16 protein-coding genes are annotated in these 15065 nt (G+C 73.0%); 12 read left to right on the top strand and 4 right to left on the bottom strand.

The window, feature by feature from the left end:
* Positions 1-2 precede the first annotated feature (2 nt).
* Positions 3-659 carry a class I SAM-dependent DNA methyltransferase gene (locus AB0I91_RS04130; protein ID WP_498771896.1) on the top strand — a complete coding sequence of 219 codons (657 nt, stop codon included), beginning with the start codon at positions 3-5 and terminating at the stop codon, positions 657-659.
* Here the strand turns inward: AB0I91_RS04130 and AB0I91_RS04125 are convergent.
* Together AB0I91_RS04125 and AB0I91_RS04120 are read right to left on the bottom strand one after the other, a co-directional pair.
* Entirely contained in the window at positions 641-1303 is a 663-nt protein-coding gene (locus tag AB0I91_RS04125; protein ID WP_498771898.1) for a response regulator, read from the bottom strand. The two genes, AB0I91_RS04130 and AB0I91_RS04125, sit on opposite strands and share 19 nt — an antisense overlap.
* A complete protein-coding gene (locus AB0I91_RS04120) occupies positions 1300-2862 on the bottom strand; it encodes a sensor histidine kinase (RefSeq protein ID WP_499635126.1) in 1563 nt (520 codons plus the stop codon). The genes AB0I91_RS04125 and AB0I91_RS04120 overlap by 4 nt, the downstream gene beginning before the upstream one ends.
* 104 nt (positions 2863-2966) lie before the next feature.
* Here AB0I91_RS04120 and AB0I91_RS04115 point away from each other — a divergent pair, with 104 nt between their 5' ends.
* The 3 genes from AB0I91_RS04115 to AB0I91_RS04105 are packed head-to-tail and all read left to right on the top strand — an operon-like array spanning position 2967 to position 6029.
* The gene (locus tag AB0I91_RS04115; RefSeq protein ID WP_499635123.1) at positions 2967-3959 is read left to right on the top strand and encodes a Bug family tripartite tricarboxylate transporter substrate binding protein; all 993 of its coding nucleotides are present in this window, start codon (positions 2967-2969) and stop codon (positions 3957-3959) included.
* The gene (locus AB0I91_RS04110; protein ID WP_499635120.1) at positions 3956-4495 is read left to right on the top strand and encodes a tripartite tricarboxylate transporter TctB family protein; all 540 of its coding nucleotides are present in this window, start codon (positions 3956-3958) and stop codon (positions 4493-4495) included. The genes AB0I91_RS04115 and AB0I91_RS04110 overlap by 4 nt, the downstream gene beginning before the upstream one ends.
* Position 4496: 1 nt before the next feature.
* The gene (locus AB0I91_RS04105; RefSeq protein ID WP_498771904.1) at positions 4497-6029 is read left to right on the top strand and encodes a tripartite tricarboxylate transporter permease; all 1533 of its coding nucleotides are present in this window, start codon (positions 4497-4499) and stop codon (positions 6027-6029) included.
* Here the strand turns inward: AB0I91_RS04105 and AB0I91_RS04100 are convergent.
* A complete protein-coding gene (locus AB0I91_RS04100) occupies positions 6026-6580 on the bottom strand; it encodes a TetR/AcrR family transcriptional regulator (RefSeq protein ID WP_499616427.1) in 555 nt (184 codons plus the stop codon). The two genes, AB0I91_RS04105 and AB0I91_RS04100, sit on opposite strands and share 4 nt — an antisense overlap.
* An 85-nt stretch (positions 6581-6665) precedes the next feature.
* Here AB0I91_RS04100 and AB0I91_RS04095 point away from each other — a divergent pair, with 85 nt between their 5' ends.
* Both AB0I91_RS04095 and AB0I91_RS04090 read left to right on the top strand, forming a co-directional pair.
* Positions 6666-7406 (top strand): SDR family NAD(P)-dependent oxidoreductase, encoded by a 741-nt coding sequence (locus tag AB0I91_RS04095; protein WP_498771908.1) that lies wholly within the window; start codon positions 6666-6668, stop codon positions 7404-7406.
* Between the two features lie 2 nt (positions 7407-7408).
* Complete coding sequence (locus AB0I91_RS04090) at positions 7409-7717, top strand: DMT family transporter (RefSeq protein ID WP_498771910.1); 309 nt, start codon at positions 7409-7411, stop codon at positions 7715-7717.
* Here the strand turns inward: AB0I91_RS04090 and AB0I91_RS04085 are convergent.
* Positions 7704-8699 (bottom strand): LacI family DNA-binding transcriptional regulator, encoded by a 996-nt coding sequence (locus AB0I91_RS04085; protein ID WP_498771912.1) that lies wholly within the window; start codon positions 8697-8699, stop codon positions 7704-7706. The two genes, AB0I91_RS04090 and AB0I91_RS04085, sit on opposite strands and share 14 nt — an antisense overlap.
* A gap of 119 nt (positions 8700-8818) precedes the next feature.
* Here AB0I91_RS04085 and AB0I91_RS04080 point away from each other — a divergent pair, with 119 nt between their 5' ends.
* The 6 genes from AB0I91_RS04080 to iolC are packed head-to-tail and all read left to right on the top strand — an operon-like array spanning position 8819 to position 14632.
* Positions 8819-9982 carry a Gfo/Idh/MocA family protein gene (locus AB0I91_RS04080; protein ID WP_499616452.1) on the top strand — a complete coding sequence of 388 codons (1164 nt, stop codon included), beginning with the start codon at positions 8819-8821 and terminating at the stop codon, positions 9980-9982.
* Positions 9979-10839, top strand: coding sequence for a TIM barrel protein (locus AB0I91_RS04075; RefSeq protein WP_499635117.1), 861 nt, complete (start codon positions 9979-9981; stop codon positions 10837-10839). The genes AB0I91_RS04080 and AB0I91_RS04075 overlap by 4 nt, the downstream gene beginning before the upstream one ends.
* Before the next feature lie 22 nt (positions 10840-10861).
* The gene (locus AB0I91_RS04070; RefSeq protein WP_498771916.1) at positions 10862-11854 is read left to right on the top strand and encodes a sugar ABC transporter substrate-binding protein; all 993 of its coding nucleotides are present in this window, start codon (positions 10862-10864) and stop codon (positions 11852-11854) included.
* A 29-nt stretch (positions 11855-11883) separates the two neighbouring features.
* The gene (locus AB0I91_RS04065; RefSeq protein WP_498771986.1) at positions 11884-12927 is read left to right on the top strand and encodes an ABC transporter permease; all 1044 of its coding nucleotides are present in this window, start codon (positions 11884-11886) and stop codon (positions 12925-12927) included.
* A complete protein-coding gene (locus AB0I91_RS04060) occupies positions 12924-13706 on the top strand; it encodes an ATP-binding cassette domain-containing protein (protein ID WP_498771918.1) in 783 nt (260 codons plus the stop codon). Before AB0I91_RS04065 ends, AB0I91_RS04060 begins: the two co-directional genes overlap by 4 nt.
* Entirely contained in the window at positions 13703-14632 is a 930-nt protein-coding gene (gene iolC / locus AB0I91_RS04055; RefSeq protein ID WP_498771920.1) for a 5-dehydro-2-deoxygluconokinase, read from the top strand. The genes AB0I91_RS04060 and iolC overlap by 4 nt, the downstream gene beginning before the upstream one ends.
* Positions 14633-15065 lie beyond the last annotated feature (433 nt).

The following is a 15065-nucleotide window of genomic DNA, read 5'->3' as shown; positions in this document are numbered from 1 at the left end:
GCGTGACCGAGCCCGATTTCCTCACCATGGCGCGCACCGCCTACGACACCGTCGCCCACAGCTACGCCGACCTCGCGCGCGACCTGCTCGCGGAGATCCCCGCGGACCGGGCGGTGCTCGGGATGTTCGCCGAGCTGGTGAGCGGGCGGGTGGCGGACGTCGGGTGCGGTCCCGGCCGGATCTCCGGGCACCTCAAGCGGCTCGGCGTGGACGTGTTCGGCGTCGACCTGTCGCCGGAGATGGTCGAGGTGGCCCGCCGCGAGCACCCGGACGTGCCGTTCGAGGTGGGTTCGATGCTCGACCTCGACCTGCCGGACGGCTCGCTGGGCGGCGCGCTGGCCTGGTACTCGCTGATCCACGTGCCGTGGGAGGAGCACCCGGCCGTCCTCGCGGAGTTCCACCGCGTGCTCGCGCCCGGCGGCCTGCTGGTGCTGGCGTTCCAGGTCGGCGACGAGGTCCGGCGGTACGAGCAGGGCTACGGGCACGACATCCTGCTCGACGTGTACCGGATCAACCCCGACCGGGTGCTCGGCCAGCTCGCCGAGGCGGGGTTCGAGCCGCACACCCGGCTGGAGCGGGAGCCGGCGGACCCGAAGTGGGAGAAGACCCGGCAGGCTTACCTGATCGTGCGCAAGAGCGGTCAGCCCAGCCAGACGTAGAGGCGTTCGGGCCGCCCGGTGCCGCCGTACTTCAGCCGCACCTCGGCCTTGCCGGTGCTCACGAAGTGCTCCAGGTACCGCCGCGCGGACACCCTGGCCAGCTCGGTGGCGTCGGCGCACTCGCTGGCCGTCACCGGGCGTTCCCGCAGCACGCGCTCCACCAGCGCGGCGGTCTGCGCGGTCAGCCCCTTCGGCAGCACGGGCGCGCTGCTCGGCCGTGCGCCGAACACCTGGTCCACGTCCGCCTGCCCGGCCGAGCCGAGCTGGTCGAGCCGCCGGTCGAGCGCGGCGAAGTGGGCGAGCTGGTCGCGCAGCGCCGCGTACTCGAACGGCTTGATCAGGTAGTGCAGCACGCCGCCGCGCATGGCGCTGCGCACCGTCTCCACGTCGGTCGCGGCCGTGATCACGATGACGTCCACGTCCTCGGCCACCCCGCGCAGCTCCCGCAGCACGGCCAACCCGTCGACGTCGGGCAGGTACACGTCCAGCAGCACGAGGTCCGGCCGCAGCTCCCGCACCAGCCGCACGGCGTCCGCGCCGTTGTGGGCCACGCCGACGACCTCGAAGCCGGGCGTGCGCGCCACGTATCCACTGTGGACCTTCGCGACCATGAAGTCGTCGTCCACCACCAGAACCCTGATCACACCGGCACCTCCACGGGCAGCCGGGCGGTGAACACCGCGCCGTCCTCGTTGTGCACCCGGACGGACCCGCCGCGCCGCAGGCAGGTCTGCCGGGTCAACGCCAACCCGAGCCCGCGCCCGCCCTGCTCGGCGGCCTTGGTGGTGAAGCCGTGCCGGAAGACCTCCTCGGCCAGCCCCGCCGCCACACCGGGCCCGGAGTCCCGCACCACCACGACGACCTCGGCGGCCGTCGACCGCACCGACACCTCGATCCACCCGCGCTCCGACAGCGCGTCCAGCGCGTTGTCCACCAGGTTCCCGATCACCGTCACGAGGTCCGTGGACAACGCCTCGTCCACCTCCCCGAGCGAGCTGTCCGGCGCCATCCGCAGCCCGATGCCGCGTTCGGCGGCGAGGCTGGACTTGGCGATCAGCAGCGCCGCCACGGCCGGGTCGGCGACCTTCGAGCCGACCTCCGCCCGCCACGCGCCCTGGGCGGTGGTGAGGCGGCTGATGAACCCGCGCACCTCGTCGTACTCGCCGAGCTCGACCAGGCCCGCGATGGTGTGCAGGCGGTTGCGGAACTCGTGCGCCTGCGCGCGCAGGGTGTCGGTGGCGTGCCGGTTCGCGTCCAGCTCGTCGCGCAACGCGGTCAGCTCGGTCCGGTCCCGCAGGGTGACCACGGCGCCGTGCACGTCCAGCGGCATGTAGTTCAGCGTGAGCACCCGGCCGCCGGTGAGCGCGAGCTGGTCCACGCCCCTGGCCCGCCCGGTGAGCACGTCGCGCAGCCGTTCGTCCAGGTCGAGCTCGGTCACCGACCGGCCGACCGCGTCCGCCGGCAGCGCCAGCAGGTCGCGCGCGTGGTCGTTGACCAGCGTGATCCGGTGCTGCGGGTCGAGCGCGACGACGCCCTCCTTGATGCCGTGCAGCAGTGCCTCCCGGTACTCGACCAGCGCGGTGATCTCGTGCGGCTCCAGGCCGAGGGTCTGGTTCTTCACCCGCCGCGCGAGCAGCAGCGACCCCGTGACGCCGATGACCAGCGCCACCCCGAGCAGCCGCAGCGCGTTGTCGGGCGAGTCCAGCACACCCTCCCAGAACCCCGGCGCCTGCCGCCCGGCCGCGACCAGCCCGATCACCGCGCCGTCGTCGCCGATCACCGGCACGTGCGCCACGGTCGCGCCGCCCAGCTCGCCCACCCACGACCGGCCGCGCGCCGCCGTGCTGTCGCCGACGTCGAGCGGCTCGCCGACCTGGCTCGGGTCCGGCGAGGTCAGGACCTCGCGGTCGGGGCCGGTGATGATCACGTAGCTGGCGCCGGACAGGCTGCGGGCGCTCTCCGCGAACGGCGCCAGCGCGTAGTGCCGCAGCGGGTCGGCCAGCGACGCCCGCACCCCCGCCGTCGCGGCCACGTCCTCGGCCACGGACAGCATCCGGCGTCCCTCGGTCGTGCGGAAGTTGTTCCCCGCTTGGACGACGGACAGCACTCCCACCGCGCACAGCAGCGCCACGACCACTACCAGTTGCCACACGAGCAGCTGACGTGCCAGCGATCCGCGTCCGCGGCGGACTTTCTCGGCCAATCAGCACCTCCCGGATGACCACAAAGAACAAAAGAACCCTTAGGCGCGCAAGCGGGACATCCCTGTTTACACGAGTGCAACATGTCCAACCACGCGGAAGAGAGGTGGGGATCACAGTGCGGATCAGGAACTGGGTCGCGGTCGCCGGCGCGTTGGCGGTCGTCGTCCTCGTGCCGCCGCTGCTGACGTCCGGCGCGGACACCACGGCGTCGTTGCGCAGCCTGCGCGTGCTGGTGCCGAACGCGCCGGGCGGCGGTTACGACATCACGGCGCGCACCGCCGCGAAGTCGATGGAGGACGCGGAGCTGATCCGCAACACCGAGGTGTTCAACCTGCCCGGCGCGGGCGGCACGGTCGGGCTCGGCCGCACGGTCAGCGAGCGCGGCAACGGCAAGCTCGTGATGTCCATGGGCCTGGGCGTGGTCGGCAGCGTCTACACGAACAAGGCGCCGTCGTCGCTGCTGGACACCACGCCGATCGCGAAGCTCATCGAGGAGCCGGACATCGTCGTGGTCGGCGCGGACTCGCCGTACCGGACGCTGGACGAGCTGGTCGCGGCGTGGCGGGCGAACCCGGGCGAGGTCACCGTCGGCGGCGGCTCGTCGCCCGGCGGGCCGGACCACCTGGCGCCGATGCTGATCGCCAAGGCCGTCGGCCTCGACCCGCGGCGGGTCAACTACATCCCGTACGACGGCGGCGGCGAGCTGCTGGCCTCGGTGCTGGGCGGGAAGGTCGCGTTCGGCGTGTCCGGCGTCGGCGAGTACCGCGACCAGATCGAGGCCGGGCAGATCCGGGTGCTGGCGGTGACCAGCGGGTCGCGGCTGCCGGGCGTGGACGCGCCGACGCTGCGCGAGTCCGGTGTGGACGTCGAGTTCAACAACTGGCGCGGCGTGGTCGCGCCGCCGGGGATCTCCGACGCCGACCGGGCCCGGCTGGTGGACCTGTTCACCGACCTGCACGGCACGCCGCAGTGGCGGGAGGCGTTGGCGCGCAACGGCTGGACGGACGCGTTCGCGCCGGGTGACGAGTTCGGCGCGTTCCTGCGCGAGGAGAACGACCGGGTGGCGACCGTGCTCAAGGACCTGGGGTTGGCATGAGTGGAGGGTTGGGCGTGCACAAGGCGGTGAACAAGCCCTTGAGCCGGGCGTGGCTGCGGGAGCGGTCGGAGCTGGGCGTGTCCGCGGTGCTGGTCGGGTTGGGCGTGCTGGTCCTGGTCGACGCGATCCGGATCCACACCGACTTCGCGCAGCGCGGACCGGTGGGGCCGAAGGCGGTGCCCGTGGTGGTCGGCGTGGGGCTGGTCGTGGTCGCCGCGCTGCTCGCGCGGGACGTGCTGCGCGGTGGGCGCGGCGAGGCGGAGGGCGGCGAGGACGTCGACCTCTCCGCGCCGGCCGACTGGCGGACCGTGCTGCTGCTGTGCGGGGCGTTCCTGGCCAACGCGGCGTTGATCGGGGTGGTCGGCTTCCCGATCTCCGGGGCGGTGCTGTTCTGGGGCGCGGCCTACGCGCTGGGCAGCCGCGCCTTCGTGCGCGACCCGCTGCTCGCCGCCGGGCTGTCGGTGGCGACGTTCGTGCTGTTCAACAACCTTCTGGGCGTGCCGCTGCCCGGCGGGCCGCTGATTGGGATGTTCTGACGTGGACTCGTTCACCAACCTCCTCGAGGGCTTCGCGACCGCGCTGACGCCGACGCACCTGGCGCTGGCGGCGCTGGGCGTGCTGCTGGGCACGGCGATCGGCGTGCTGCCGGGCATCGGTCCGGCGATGGCGGTGGCGTTGCTGCTGCCCGTCACCTACGGCCTGGAGCCGACCGGCGCGTTCATCATGTTCGCCGGCATCTACTACGGCGGCATGTTCGGCGGTTCGACCACGTCCATCCTGCTGAACACGCCGGGTGAGAGCGCCGCGGTGGTCGCGGCGATCGACGGCAACCCGATGGCGCGCAGGGGACGCGGTTCGCAAGCGCTTGCGGCGGCCGCGATCGGGCACTTCGTCGGCGGTCTCATCGGCACGGTCCTGCTGGTCCTGCTCGCGCCGACGGTGGCGAAGTTCGCCGTCGACATCGGCGCGCCGGACTTCTTCGCGATCATGGTGCTGGCGTTCATCGCGGTCACGTCCGTGCTCGGCGCGTCCCGCGTGCGCGGGTTCGCGTCCCTGCTCATCGGGCTCACCATCGGCCTGGTGGGGCTGGACGAGATGACGGGCCAGCAGCGGCTGACGTTCGGCTCGCTGCACCTGGCCGACGGCATCGACGTGGTGGTGGTCGCGGTGGCCCTGTTCGCGGTCGGCGAGTCGTTGTGGGTGGCCGCCCACCTGCGGCGCAAGCCCGCCCGGCCGGTGCCGGTCGGCCGCGCGTTCCTGGGCCGGGAGGACTGGCGGCGGTCGTGGAAGCCGTGGCTGCGCGGTCCGGTGATCGGGTTCCCGTTCGGCGCGATCCCGGCCGGCGGCGCGGAGATCCCGACGTTCCTGTCGTACGTGGCGGAGAAGCGGCTGTCCAAGCACCGCGACGAGTTCGGCAAGGGCGCGATCGAGGGCGTCGCCGGTCCGGAGGCGACGGCCAGCGCGTCGGCCGCGGGCACGTTGGTGTCGATGCTGACGCTGGGCCTGCCGACCACGGCGGTGGCGGCGGTGATGCTGGCGGCGTTCCAGCAGTACGGCATCCAGCCGGGGCCGCTGCTGTTCGAGCGGGAGTCCGCGCTGGTCTGGGGCCTGATCGCGTCGCTGTTCATCGGCCTGTGCCTGCTGCTGGTGCTGAACCTGCCGCTGGCGCCGGTGTGGGCGAAGCTGCTGAACATCCCCCGGCCGTACCTGTACGCGGGGATCCTGTTCTTCGCGGGCGTCGGCGCGTACGCGGTGAACGCCGACGTGTTCGACCTGCTGGTGATGTTCGTGATCGGCGTGCTGGGTTTCGTGATGCGGCGCTACGGCCTGCCCGTGCTGCCGGCGATCATCGGCGTGATCCTCGGCCCGGCCGCCGAGCAGCAGATGCGCCGTGCCCTGCAGCTGTCGGACGGTTCCCTGACGGGCCTGGTCAACACCCCGTTCGCCCTGGTCGTCTACGGGATCGTGGTGGTCCTGCTGCTCTGGCCCCTGATCCGCCGCCTGCTGCGCAAGCCGACCCCGCCGACCGAGGCCTCCCCGGAGCCGGAACGGCCGAAGGTGGACGCCTAGCCGGTGAGCAGGCCGTCCAGCAGGGTGTCGAGGCCGCGCTTGATCCTGGCGGCCTCGACACCCCGGTGGGCGACCAGGTTCGCGGCCAGGGGGGCGAGGAGGGCGTCGGCGGTGAACGCGGCGTCCACGTCCGGGCGGGCTCGGGCGATCAGCACGGCCAGGTGGCGGTGGTGGGCGTCGTAGGCGCCGCCGAAGCGGGCGAACGGGCCGGTGGTCTCGGCCATCAGCAGCAGGTCCAGCTGGGCGAGCGTGCGGTCGACCAGCGCGTGCAGGAAGGCCCGGACGCGCTCGGCGGGCGGTGCGCCGGGGCCGACCGGCGGCGGGCCGGTGAGGAACGCGGCCTGGAACTCCCGCTCCGAGGCGTCGATCAGCGCGTGGGCCAGTCCGGAACGGTCGCCGAAGCGGCGGTAGAGCGTGCCGACGCCCACGCCGGACGCGGCGGCGACCTCGGCCATGGCCAGGCCCTCGATGCCCCGTTCGGCCACGATGTCGGCGGCGGCGGCCAGGATCTTCGCCCGGTTCTTGGCGGCGTCGGCCCGCTCCCGCGTCACGTCGGCAGCTTAACGACCTCGACAACCGGAACTGATTCCGCTTAAGCTGAAGCGGAATCAGTTCCGGTTAGTGGGGGTTCAGGTCATGCGGCAACTCGAAGGCAGGTCCGCGCTCGTTACCGGGGGCAGTCGCGGTATCGGGGCGGCGATCGCCAAGCGGCTGGCGCGCGAGGGCGCGAACGTGGCGATCACCTACGCGCGCTCCGGCGACCGCGCCCGCGAGGTGGTCGAGGAGATGACGGCCCTGGGCGTGCGGGCGCTCGCGGTGCGGGCCGAGGCGACCGACGTCGACGCCCTGCGTGACGCCGTCGCCCGTGCGGCGACCGCGTTCGGCGGGCTGGACGTCCTGGTGAACAACGCGGGCATCGCCGAGCACGGCCCGTTCGAGGACGTCACGGTGGACGCCGTCGATCGGATCCTGGCGATCCACGCGCGGGCGGCGTTCGTGCTGGCCCAGGCCGCCGTGCCGCACATGACGGCGGGCGGTCGGATCGTCGCCATCGGCAGCACCCTGGCCGAACGGGTGCCGTACCCGGGCTGGGCGCTGTACGCGATGAGCAAGTCGGCGCTGGTCGGGCTGACCAAGGGCCTGGCCCGCGACCTCGGCCCGCGCGGCATCACGGTCAACCTCGTCCACCCCGGCTCGACCGACACGGAGATGAACCCGGCCGACGGCCCGGACGCCGACGAGGAGCGCCGCTACACCGCGCTGGGCCGGTACTGCGACCCGGAGGACGTGGCCGCGACCGTCGCGCACCTCGTCGGCGACGGCGGGCGCAACATCACCGGTGCGGCGTTCGTCGTGGACGCGGGCGCGGTGGCGTAGCGGTGGCCTGGTTGCTGCTGCTCGGCGCGGCGTTGCTGGAGGTCGTGTGGGCCACGGCGGTGGGCCGGTCGGACGGTTTCACCCGTCCGTGGCCCACCGCGGTCGGGATCGCGGCGGCGGTGACGAGCTTCGTGATGCTCGCGATCGCCATGCGCGACCTGCCCGTCGGCACCGCCTACGCGGTGTGGGTCGGGCTCGGCGCCGTCGGCGTGGTCCTGGTGGGCGTCGCCGCCGGCGAGAGCGCGTCGCCGCTGCGGCTGGCGTGCCTGGCGTTGATCGTCGTCGGCGTGGTGGGCCTCAAGCTGGCCTGACCGGCGGTGCGGTCGTCGAGCGGACGACCAGCGACGGGTGCAGCAGGTGGCGCACGGGCTCGACCCGTTCGCCCCGCACCCGTTGCAGCAGCGCCTCGGCGGCGAGCCGGCCGAACTCGTTGCGCGGCTGGTCGACCGTGGTCAGCGAGACGTGCCGCAGGGCGGCCAGCGAGGTGTTGTCGTACCCGACCACCGAGACGTCGCGCGGCACGCGGAACCCGGCCTCCTCCAACGCCGAGATCGCGCCGACCGCGTTGAAGTCGTTGCACGAGACGATCGCGGTGGGCAGGTCGTCCGTCAACCCCCGCACGGCACGCGCGCCGCCCACGTCGGTGTACTCGCTGCCCACCACCCGGGGCGCCAGCCCGTGCGCCGCCATCGCGGCAAGGTAGCCACGCCTGCGGGGCGCGGCCTGCGAGCCCTCGCCGCCGTCGAGGTGCGCGATCCGCTTGTGCCCCAACGACACCAGGTGGTCCACGGCCAGCGCGATGCCGCGCTCGCCGTCGTCGTTCACGGTGTCCACAGTGGCCAGTCGGGACGACCGCGCCACCAGCACCACCGGCGTCTGCTCCGCCGCCCGGCCGATGTCCGCCGTCGGCACCACGGGCGACAGCAGGGCCAGCCCCGCCGGCCGGAACGACAGCAGGCTCCGCAACGCCCGCCGCTCCCGCGCCGGGCTGCGCCCGCCGGTGTTGAGGATCAGGTCGAAGCCGTGCTCGGCCGCCACCGCGTCCAACCCGTCCACGACCTCCGCGAAGAACGCGTTGTGCAGGTCGGACACCATCACGCCGAGCACGTGCGACGTGCGGCTGGCCAGCGAGCGCGCCATCGCGTGCGGCGAGTACCCCAGCTCCTCGGCCGCCTTGAGCACCGCCGCCCGCCGCCGGTCGCTCACTTTCGGTGACCCCCGCATCACCAGCGACACCAGGGCGCGGGACACCCCGGCGCGGGCCGCGACGTCGTCCATCGTGGGTCTGGCCAACGGTGTCTCCCTCCCGGACGCGGCGGCGGACGTCACGAGCGGGCAACGCGCCCTTGACACCCGTGTGACGGACGCTACAGCCTTAGAGCGCTCCAACAAATAGAGCGCTCTAACCGGAGATCGCCTCTACCAGGACGGAGACCAGCGGGATGCGCATCGGAGTTGCCGGAGCGGGTCGGATCGGCACCATGCACGCCACCAACCTGGCCACCCTCGACGAGGTCGACGAAGTGCTCCTGTTCGACCCGGCGCCCGGCCGCGCGGCGCAGGCGTCGGCCCTCCTGCCCGGCAGCCGGAGCGTGGACGACCTCGACGCCCTGCTCACCGACAGTGACGGCGTCCTGCTGGCCACGCCCACCACCACGCACCCCTCGCTGCTGCGCGCGACCATCGCGGCGGGCGTGCCGACGCTGTGCGAGAAGCCGATCGCGAGCCACCTGGACGAGATGCGCGCGTTGGTGGACGACGTGGAGGCCTCCGGGGTGGAGGTGCTGGTCGGCTTCCAGCGCCGGTTCGACCCGGCGGTGTCCGAACTGCACCGGCGCGTCCGCGAGGGCGACGTCGGCGACGTCTACCTGGTCCGCGCGCTCGGCAACGACGCCCGGCCGCCCGACTTCTCCTACCTGCCGCAGTCCGGCGGCATCTTCCGCGACCTGCTGATCCACGACCTGGACGCGGTGCCGTGGCTGGTCGGCGAGCCGGTGGTGGAGGTGTACGCGTCGGGGTCCGTCCTGGTGGACCCGGCGTTCGCGGAAGCCGACGACGTGGACAACGCCGTGGTGCTGCTGAAGTTCGCGGGCGGCGCGCACGCCGTGCTGGCCGGCGGGCGGCACGACCCGCTCGGCTACGACCACCGCATCGAGGTGCTGGGCAGCCGCGACTCGCTGGCCGTCGGCCTCGACCCGCGCACGCCGCTGACGTCGCTGGAGCCCGACGGCCCGAAGGCGGCGGGCGACGCCTACCCCGGCTTCGCCGAGCGCTTCCACCGCGCCTACCTGGCCGAGGTGGCCGCGTTCACGCGGGTCGTGGCGGGCGCGGCGGCGAACCCGTCGCCGGTGCGGGAGAGCCTGGTCAGCCTCCTGCTCGCCGAGGCGTGCGAGCGGTCGCGGCGGTCGGGCGCCCCGGTCCGCGTGGACGCGGGGGCGCGCTGGTCATCCGGCGCCGATCCCTCGTCGGCCGGCGCTTCACCGATCGGCGTGGGACCGGTGCCGGACGGCCGACTTCCGGGCGCCTCCGTCGCCACGCCCGAGGCGGGGCACTCGAACACGGGGGTGGTCGCGTGAAGATCGCCGGTGCGCCCATCTCGTGGGGCGTCTGCGAGGTGCCCGGCTGGGGCAAGGTCCTCGAACCCGCGTCCGTGCTGGGTGGGATGGCGTCCCTGGGACTGCGGGCCACCGAACTCGGTCCGCCCGACTACCTGCCCGCCGACCCCGCGTCGTTGAAGTCCCTGCTGGACGAGCACGGGCTCACGCTGGTCGGCGGTTTCCTGGCCGTGCCGCTGCACACCGGCGAGCAGTCCACAGTGGACGAAGCAGGCCGGGTTGCCGCGCTGCTCGCCGCCGGCGGCGCGGAAGTCCTCGTGCTGGCCGCCGCCACCGGCCTCGACGGCTACGACGAACGCCCCGCGCTCACCGACGACGAGTGGCGCACCCTGGTCGACACCGCCGCGCTCATCCGCGACCGCGCCGCCGACCACGGCCTGCGCACCGTCCTGCACCCGCACGTCGGCACCCACGTCGAACGCGCCGCCGAGGTCGAGCGCTTCCTCGCCGACTCCGACCTGGACCTCTGCCTGGACACCGGCCACCTCCTCATCGGCGGCACGGACCCGGTCGACCTCGCCCGCCGCCACCCCCGGCGGATCGGGCACGTGCACCTCAAGGACGTGCGGGCCGACATCGCGGCCACCGTCCGCGAGGGGAACCTCGGCTACATGGCCGCCGTCCAGCAGCGGATGTACCTGCCGCTGGGCGACGGCGACGTGGACGTGGCCGCCCTGGTGGCGCTCCTCCGGGACGCCGGCTACACCGGCTGGTACGTCCTGGAGCAGGACACCGCGCTCGGCGACGACAGCCCGCTCGACACCCCGGTGCGGGACACCGCGCGCAGCCTCGCGCACCTCACCCGGATCACCGCCTGATTTCCACCAGCGAGGAGAGACGATGACGTCCACTCGAAAGGGCCTGCGTGCGGGCCTCGCCCTGACCGGGCTCGCGCTGCTCGCCGCGTGCAGCGGCCCCGGCGCGGACAACACCGCCGCGACCACCGACACCGCGGCCGCCCCAGCGCCGACCGGTGACCTGCGCGTCGCCGTCGTCACCCACGGCACGGCAGGCGACGCGTTCTGGAACGTGGTGAAGAACGGCGCCACCGCCGCGGGCGAGCAGCTCGGCGTCACCGTCGACTACCACTCCGACGGCGACCCCGGCCGGCAGTCCACCCTGATCGACAACGCGGTGTCGCAGAAGGTCGGCGGCATCGTGGTCTCGATGGCCAACCCGGACGCGTTGCAGACCTCGATCCAGAACGCGGTCAAGGCGGGCATCCCGGTCATCACCATCAACTCCGGCTCGGACAAGAGCACGTCGTTCGGCGCGCTCGCGCACGTCGGCCAGGAGGAGAGCGTCGCCGGCGAGCAGGCCGGGCAGAAGCTGAAGGAAGCCGGCAAGGCGAAGCTGCTGTGCGTCATCCACGAGGCGGGCAACGTCGGCCTCAACCAGCGCTGCGACGGCGCGCGCGCCGGGTTCGGCGGCACCGTCACCAACCTCCAGGTCGACATCAACAACCCCACCGACGTCGAGTCCCGGATCAAGGGCGCGCTGCAGACCGACCCGTCGGTCGACGCCGTGCTCGCGCTGAACCCGCAGGTCGCCGTCTCGTCGGTGAGCGCGGTCAAGGGCGCCTCCTCGAAGGCGGCGGTGGCCACGTTCGACCTCAACGCCGACGTCACCGCCGCGATCAAGGCGGGCGACGTGCTGTTCGCCGTCGACCAGCAGCAGTACGAGCAGGGCTACCTGCCGATCGTGATGCTCAAGCTCTACCGCGACAACGCCAACACCGTCGGCGGCGGCAAGCCCGTCCTCACCGGACCCGGCTTCGTCGACCGGTCCAACGTGGACAAGGTGGCCGAGTACGCCGAGCGCGGCACCCGCTGAGGAGGACGCCGGTGACATCGCGGTCGGAACTGCCGGACGCGCCGTCGGCGCCGCCGGACGACCGGGTCGGCTCGGCGCGGCCGCTCGACCGGCTCGTGCTGCGGCCCGAGATCGGCGCGCTGCTCGGCGCCGTGCTGGTCTTCGCGTTCTTCTCGGTGGTGACCGAGCGGTTCCTCAGCACGGGCGGCGTGGCGACCTGGCTGGACGACGCGTCCACGCTCGGCATCATGGCCGTCGCGGTCGCGCTGCTCATGATCGGCGGCGAGTTCGACCTGTCCGCCGGCGTGCTGACCGCGTCGACCGCGCTGGTCACGGCCGTCCTGGCGACCAGGCTCGGCTGGAACGTGTGGCTCGCGCTGCTCGCGTCGCTGGTGTTCGCGCTGGCGGTCGGCGCGCTGAACGGCTGGCTGGTGGTGCGCACCGGGCTGCCGAGCTTCATCGTGACGCTCGGGACGTTCCTGGCGTTGCAAGGCCTGAACCTCGGCGTCACCCGCCTGGTCACGGGGTCCGTGCAGGTGTCCGGCATGCGTTCGGCCGAGGGCTACTCGTCGGCCGGGTACCTGTTCGCCTCCACGTTCACCCTCGGCGGCACGGCGTTCTACGTGTCGATCCTGTGGTGGGTCCTGGTCACGGTGGTCGCGGCGACCGTGCTGCTGCGCACCCGGTTCGGGAACTGGATCTTCGCGGTCGGCGGGTCGCCGCTGTCCTCACGCGCGGTCGGCGTGCCCGTCGTGCGCACCAAAGTGCTGCTGTTCATGACCACGGCGGGCGCGGCGTGGCTCGTCGGGTCGATCAACATCCTGCGGTTCACCAGCGTGCAGGCCAACCAGGGCATCGGGCTGGAGTTCCAGTACATCATCGCCGCGGTGATCGGTGGGTGCCTGCTCACCGGTGGGTTCGGCTCGGCCGTCGGCGCGGCGATCGGCGCGCTGATCTTCGGCATGGCCCGGCAGGGCATCGTCTACGCGAACTGGAACTCGGACTGGTTCCAGTTGTTCCTCGGCGTGATGCTGCTGGCCGCCGTGCTCGTCAACAACGCCCTGCGGCGGCGGGCGGAGAGGGTGCGGCGATGACTGCTCCACTGCTGGAGGCCCGCGACCTGGGCAAGACCTACGGCAGCGTGATCGCGCTGCGGGACGTCTCGACGGTGGTGAACGCCGGCGAGGTGACGTGCGTGCTGGGCGACAACGGCGCGGGCAAGTCGACGCTGATCAAGGTGCTGGCGGGCGTGCACCGGCACGACTCCGGCGAACTGCTGGTCGGCGGCACGCCGGTCCGGTTCTCGTCGCCGCGCGAAGCCCTCGACCAGGGCATTGCCACGGTGTACCAGGACCTCGCGGTCGTGCCGCTGATGAGCGTGTGGCGCAACTTCTTCCTCGGGTCCGAGCCGACCGTCGGCTTCGGGCCGTTCCGGTTCCTGGACCGCAAGCAGGGGCGGCGGGTGACGCGGGCGGCGTTGGCCGAGATGGGGATCGACCTGCGGGACGTGGAGCAGCCCGTGGGCACGCTGTCCGGCGGCGAGCGGCAGTGCGTGGCGATCGCGCGGGCGGTGCACTTCGGGGCGAAGGTGCTGATCCTGGACGAGCCGACGGCCGCGCTCGGGGTGAAGCAGGCCGGCGTGGTGCTGAAGTACGTGGCACGGGCGCGGGACCGCGGGCTCGGGGTCGTGCTGATCACCCACAACCCGCACCACGCCTACCCCGTCGGCGACCGGTTCCTGCTGCTCAAGCGGGGGCGCGCGCTGGGGGCGTACGAGAAGTCGGAGATCGGGCTGGAGGAGCTGACCAGGCAGATGGCCGGCGGGGCGGAGCTGGAGGCGCTGGCCCACGAGCTGCGCGGGGTCGGCGAATGACGATCGAGGTGCTGACCGTCGGCCGCGTCGGGGTGGACCTCTACCCGGAGCAGAGCGGCGTGCCGCTGGCGGAGGTGCGGACGTTCGCCAAGTCGCTCGGCGGCACGGCCACGAACGTGGCGGTGGCGGCGGCGCGCCTGGGCCGGGCGTCGGCGGTGCTGACGAAGGTGGGACCGGACGGCTTCGGGCCTTACGTGCGCACGGCGTTGGAGTCGTTCGGCGTGTCGTCGTCCTACGTGGGCACGGCGCCGGACCTCCAAACACCGGTCGTGTTCTGCGCCCTGGACCCACCCGAGGACCCACCACTGCTCTTCTACCGGGCGCCTCTCGCCCCCGATCTCGCCCTCACGCCGGAGGACGTGCCGTGGGACCTGGTGGCCGACGTCCCGCTGTTGTGGGTCACCGGAACGGGTGTCTCCGCCTCACCCGCCCGTGAGACGCAACGACGGATCCTGCACCACCGGTCGGGCCGCACCCACACCGTCCTCGACCTCGACCACCGCCCGATGTTCTGGCCCGACGTGCCGACCGCGCGCCGTGAGATCGGCTGGATGCTCGACCACGTGACGGTCGCCGTCGGCAACCGGGCCGAGGTCGAGGTGGCGGTGGGGACGTCGGACCCGGAGGAAGCTGCCGCCCGCCTGCTGGCGCGGGGCGTCCGACTGGCCGTCGTGAAGCTGGGCGGCTCGGGCGTCCTCCTCGCCACCGAGTCCGACTCGTGGACCGTCCCCCCGCACCCGGTGGACGTCGTCTGCGGCTTGGGCGCGGGTGACGCGTTCGGCGGCGCCCTCGCCCACGGCCTGCTGTCGAACTGGCCACCGGACCGGATCGGCCGCTACGCCAACGTCGCCGGCGCCCTGGTCGCCTCCCGCCTGGCCTGCGCCGACGCCATGCCGACCGAGGCAGAGATCGAGGCCCACCTGTGAAAACCCTTCGACAGGCGCCCACCGCACCCCCGTGCCAAGATCAATCGACCCCCGCCCACCCGGCGACACGATCGGATGAACATGGCCCGAAAATGTACGGAAACACCGTTACCAATCCTCGGTTAAACGAGGACCGAGCGCCCGACAACCACCCCCCATCCGCCCAACCCACAACCCACCCCTCCACCCCAGCCCTCGATCCGACCACCCCGACCACCCAAGCCAACCCACCCGACCCAGCCGACCTGACCACCCCGCCCGACCTGGCTGACGCGGCCCACCCAGGCGGCCCGACCAACGACCCGACCGGCACGGCCGACCCAGCCAACGCGGCCAACCGGCCCGACCTGGCTGATGCTGCCGGCACGGCGGACCCAGCCGACCCGGCAGGCTTGGCCGACCCGGCGACCCTGGCGACCGCAGCGCTTCGGCC

Source organism: Actinosynnema sp. NPDC049800, assembly GCF_040656635.1.
Classification (GTDB): domain Bacteria; phylum Actinomycetota; class Actinomycetes; order Mycobacteriales; family Pseudonocardiaceae; genus Actinosynnema.
This window is presented reverse-complemented; position numbering and strand designations above follow the sequence as displayed.

Coding starts and splice junctions, on each gene's coding strand:
- AB0I91_RS04110 (WP_499635120.1), top strand. CDS start 3,956: ATGAGTGGAGGGTTGGGCGTGCACAAGGCGGTGAACAAGCCCTTGAGC.
- AB0I91_RS04095 (WP_498771908.1), top strand. CDS start 6,666: ATGCGGCAACTCGAAGGCAGGTCCGCGCTCGTTACCGGGGGCAGTCGC.
- AB0I91_RS04070 (WP_498771916.1), top strand. CDS start 10,862: ATGACGTCCACTCGAAAGGGCCTGCGTGCGGGCCTCGCCCTGACCGGG.
- AB0I91_RS04060 (WP_498771918.1), top strand. CDS start 12,924: ATGACTGCTCCACTGCTGGAGGCCCGCGACCTGGGCAAGACCTACGGC.
- iolC (WP_498771920.1), top strand. CDS start 13,703: ATGACGATCGAGGTGCTGACCGTCGGCCGCGTCGGGGTGGACCTCTAC.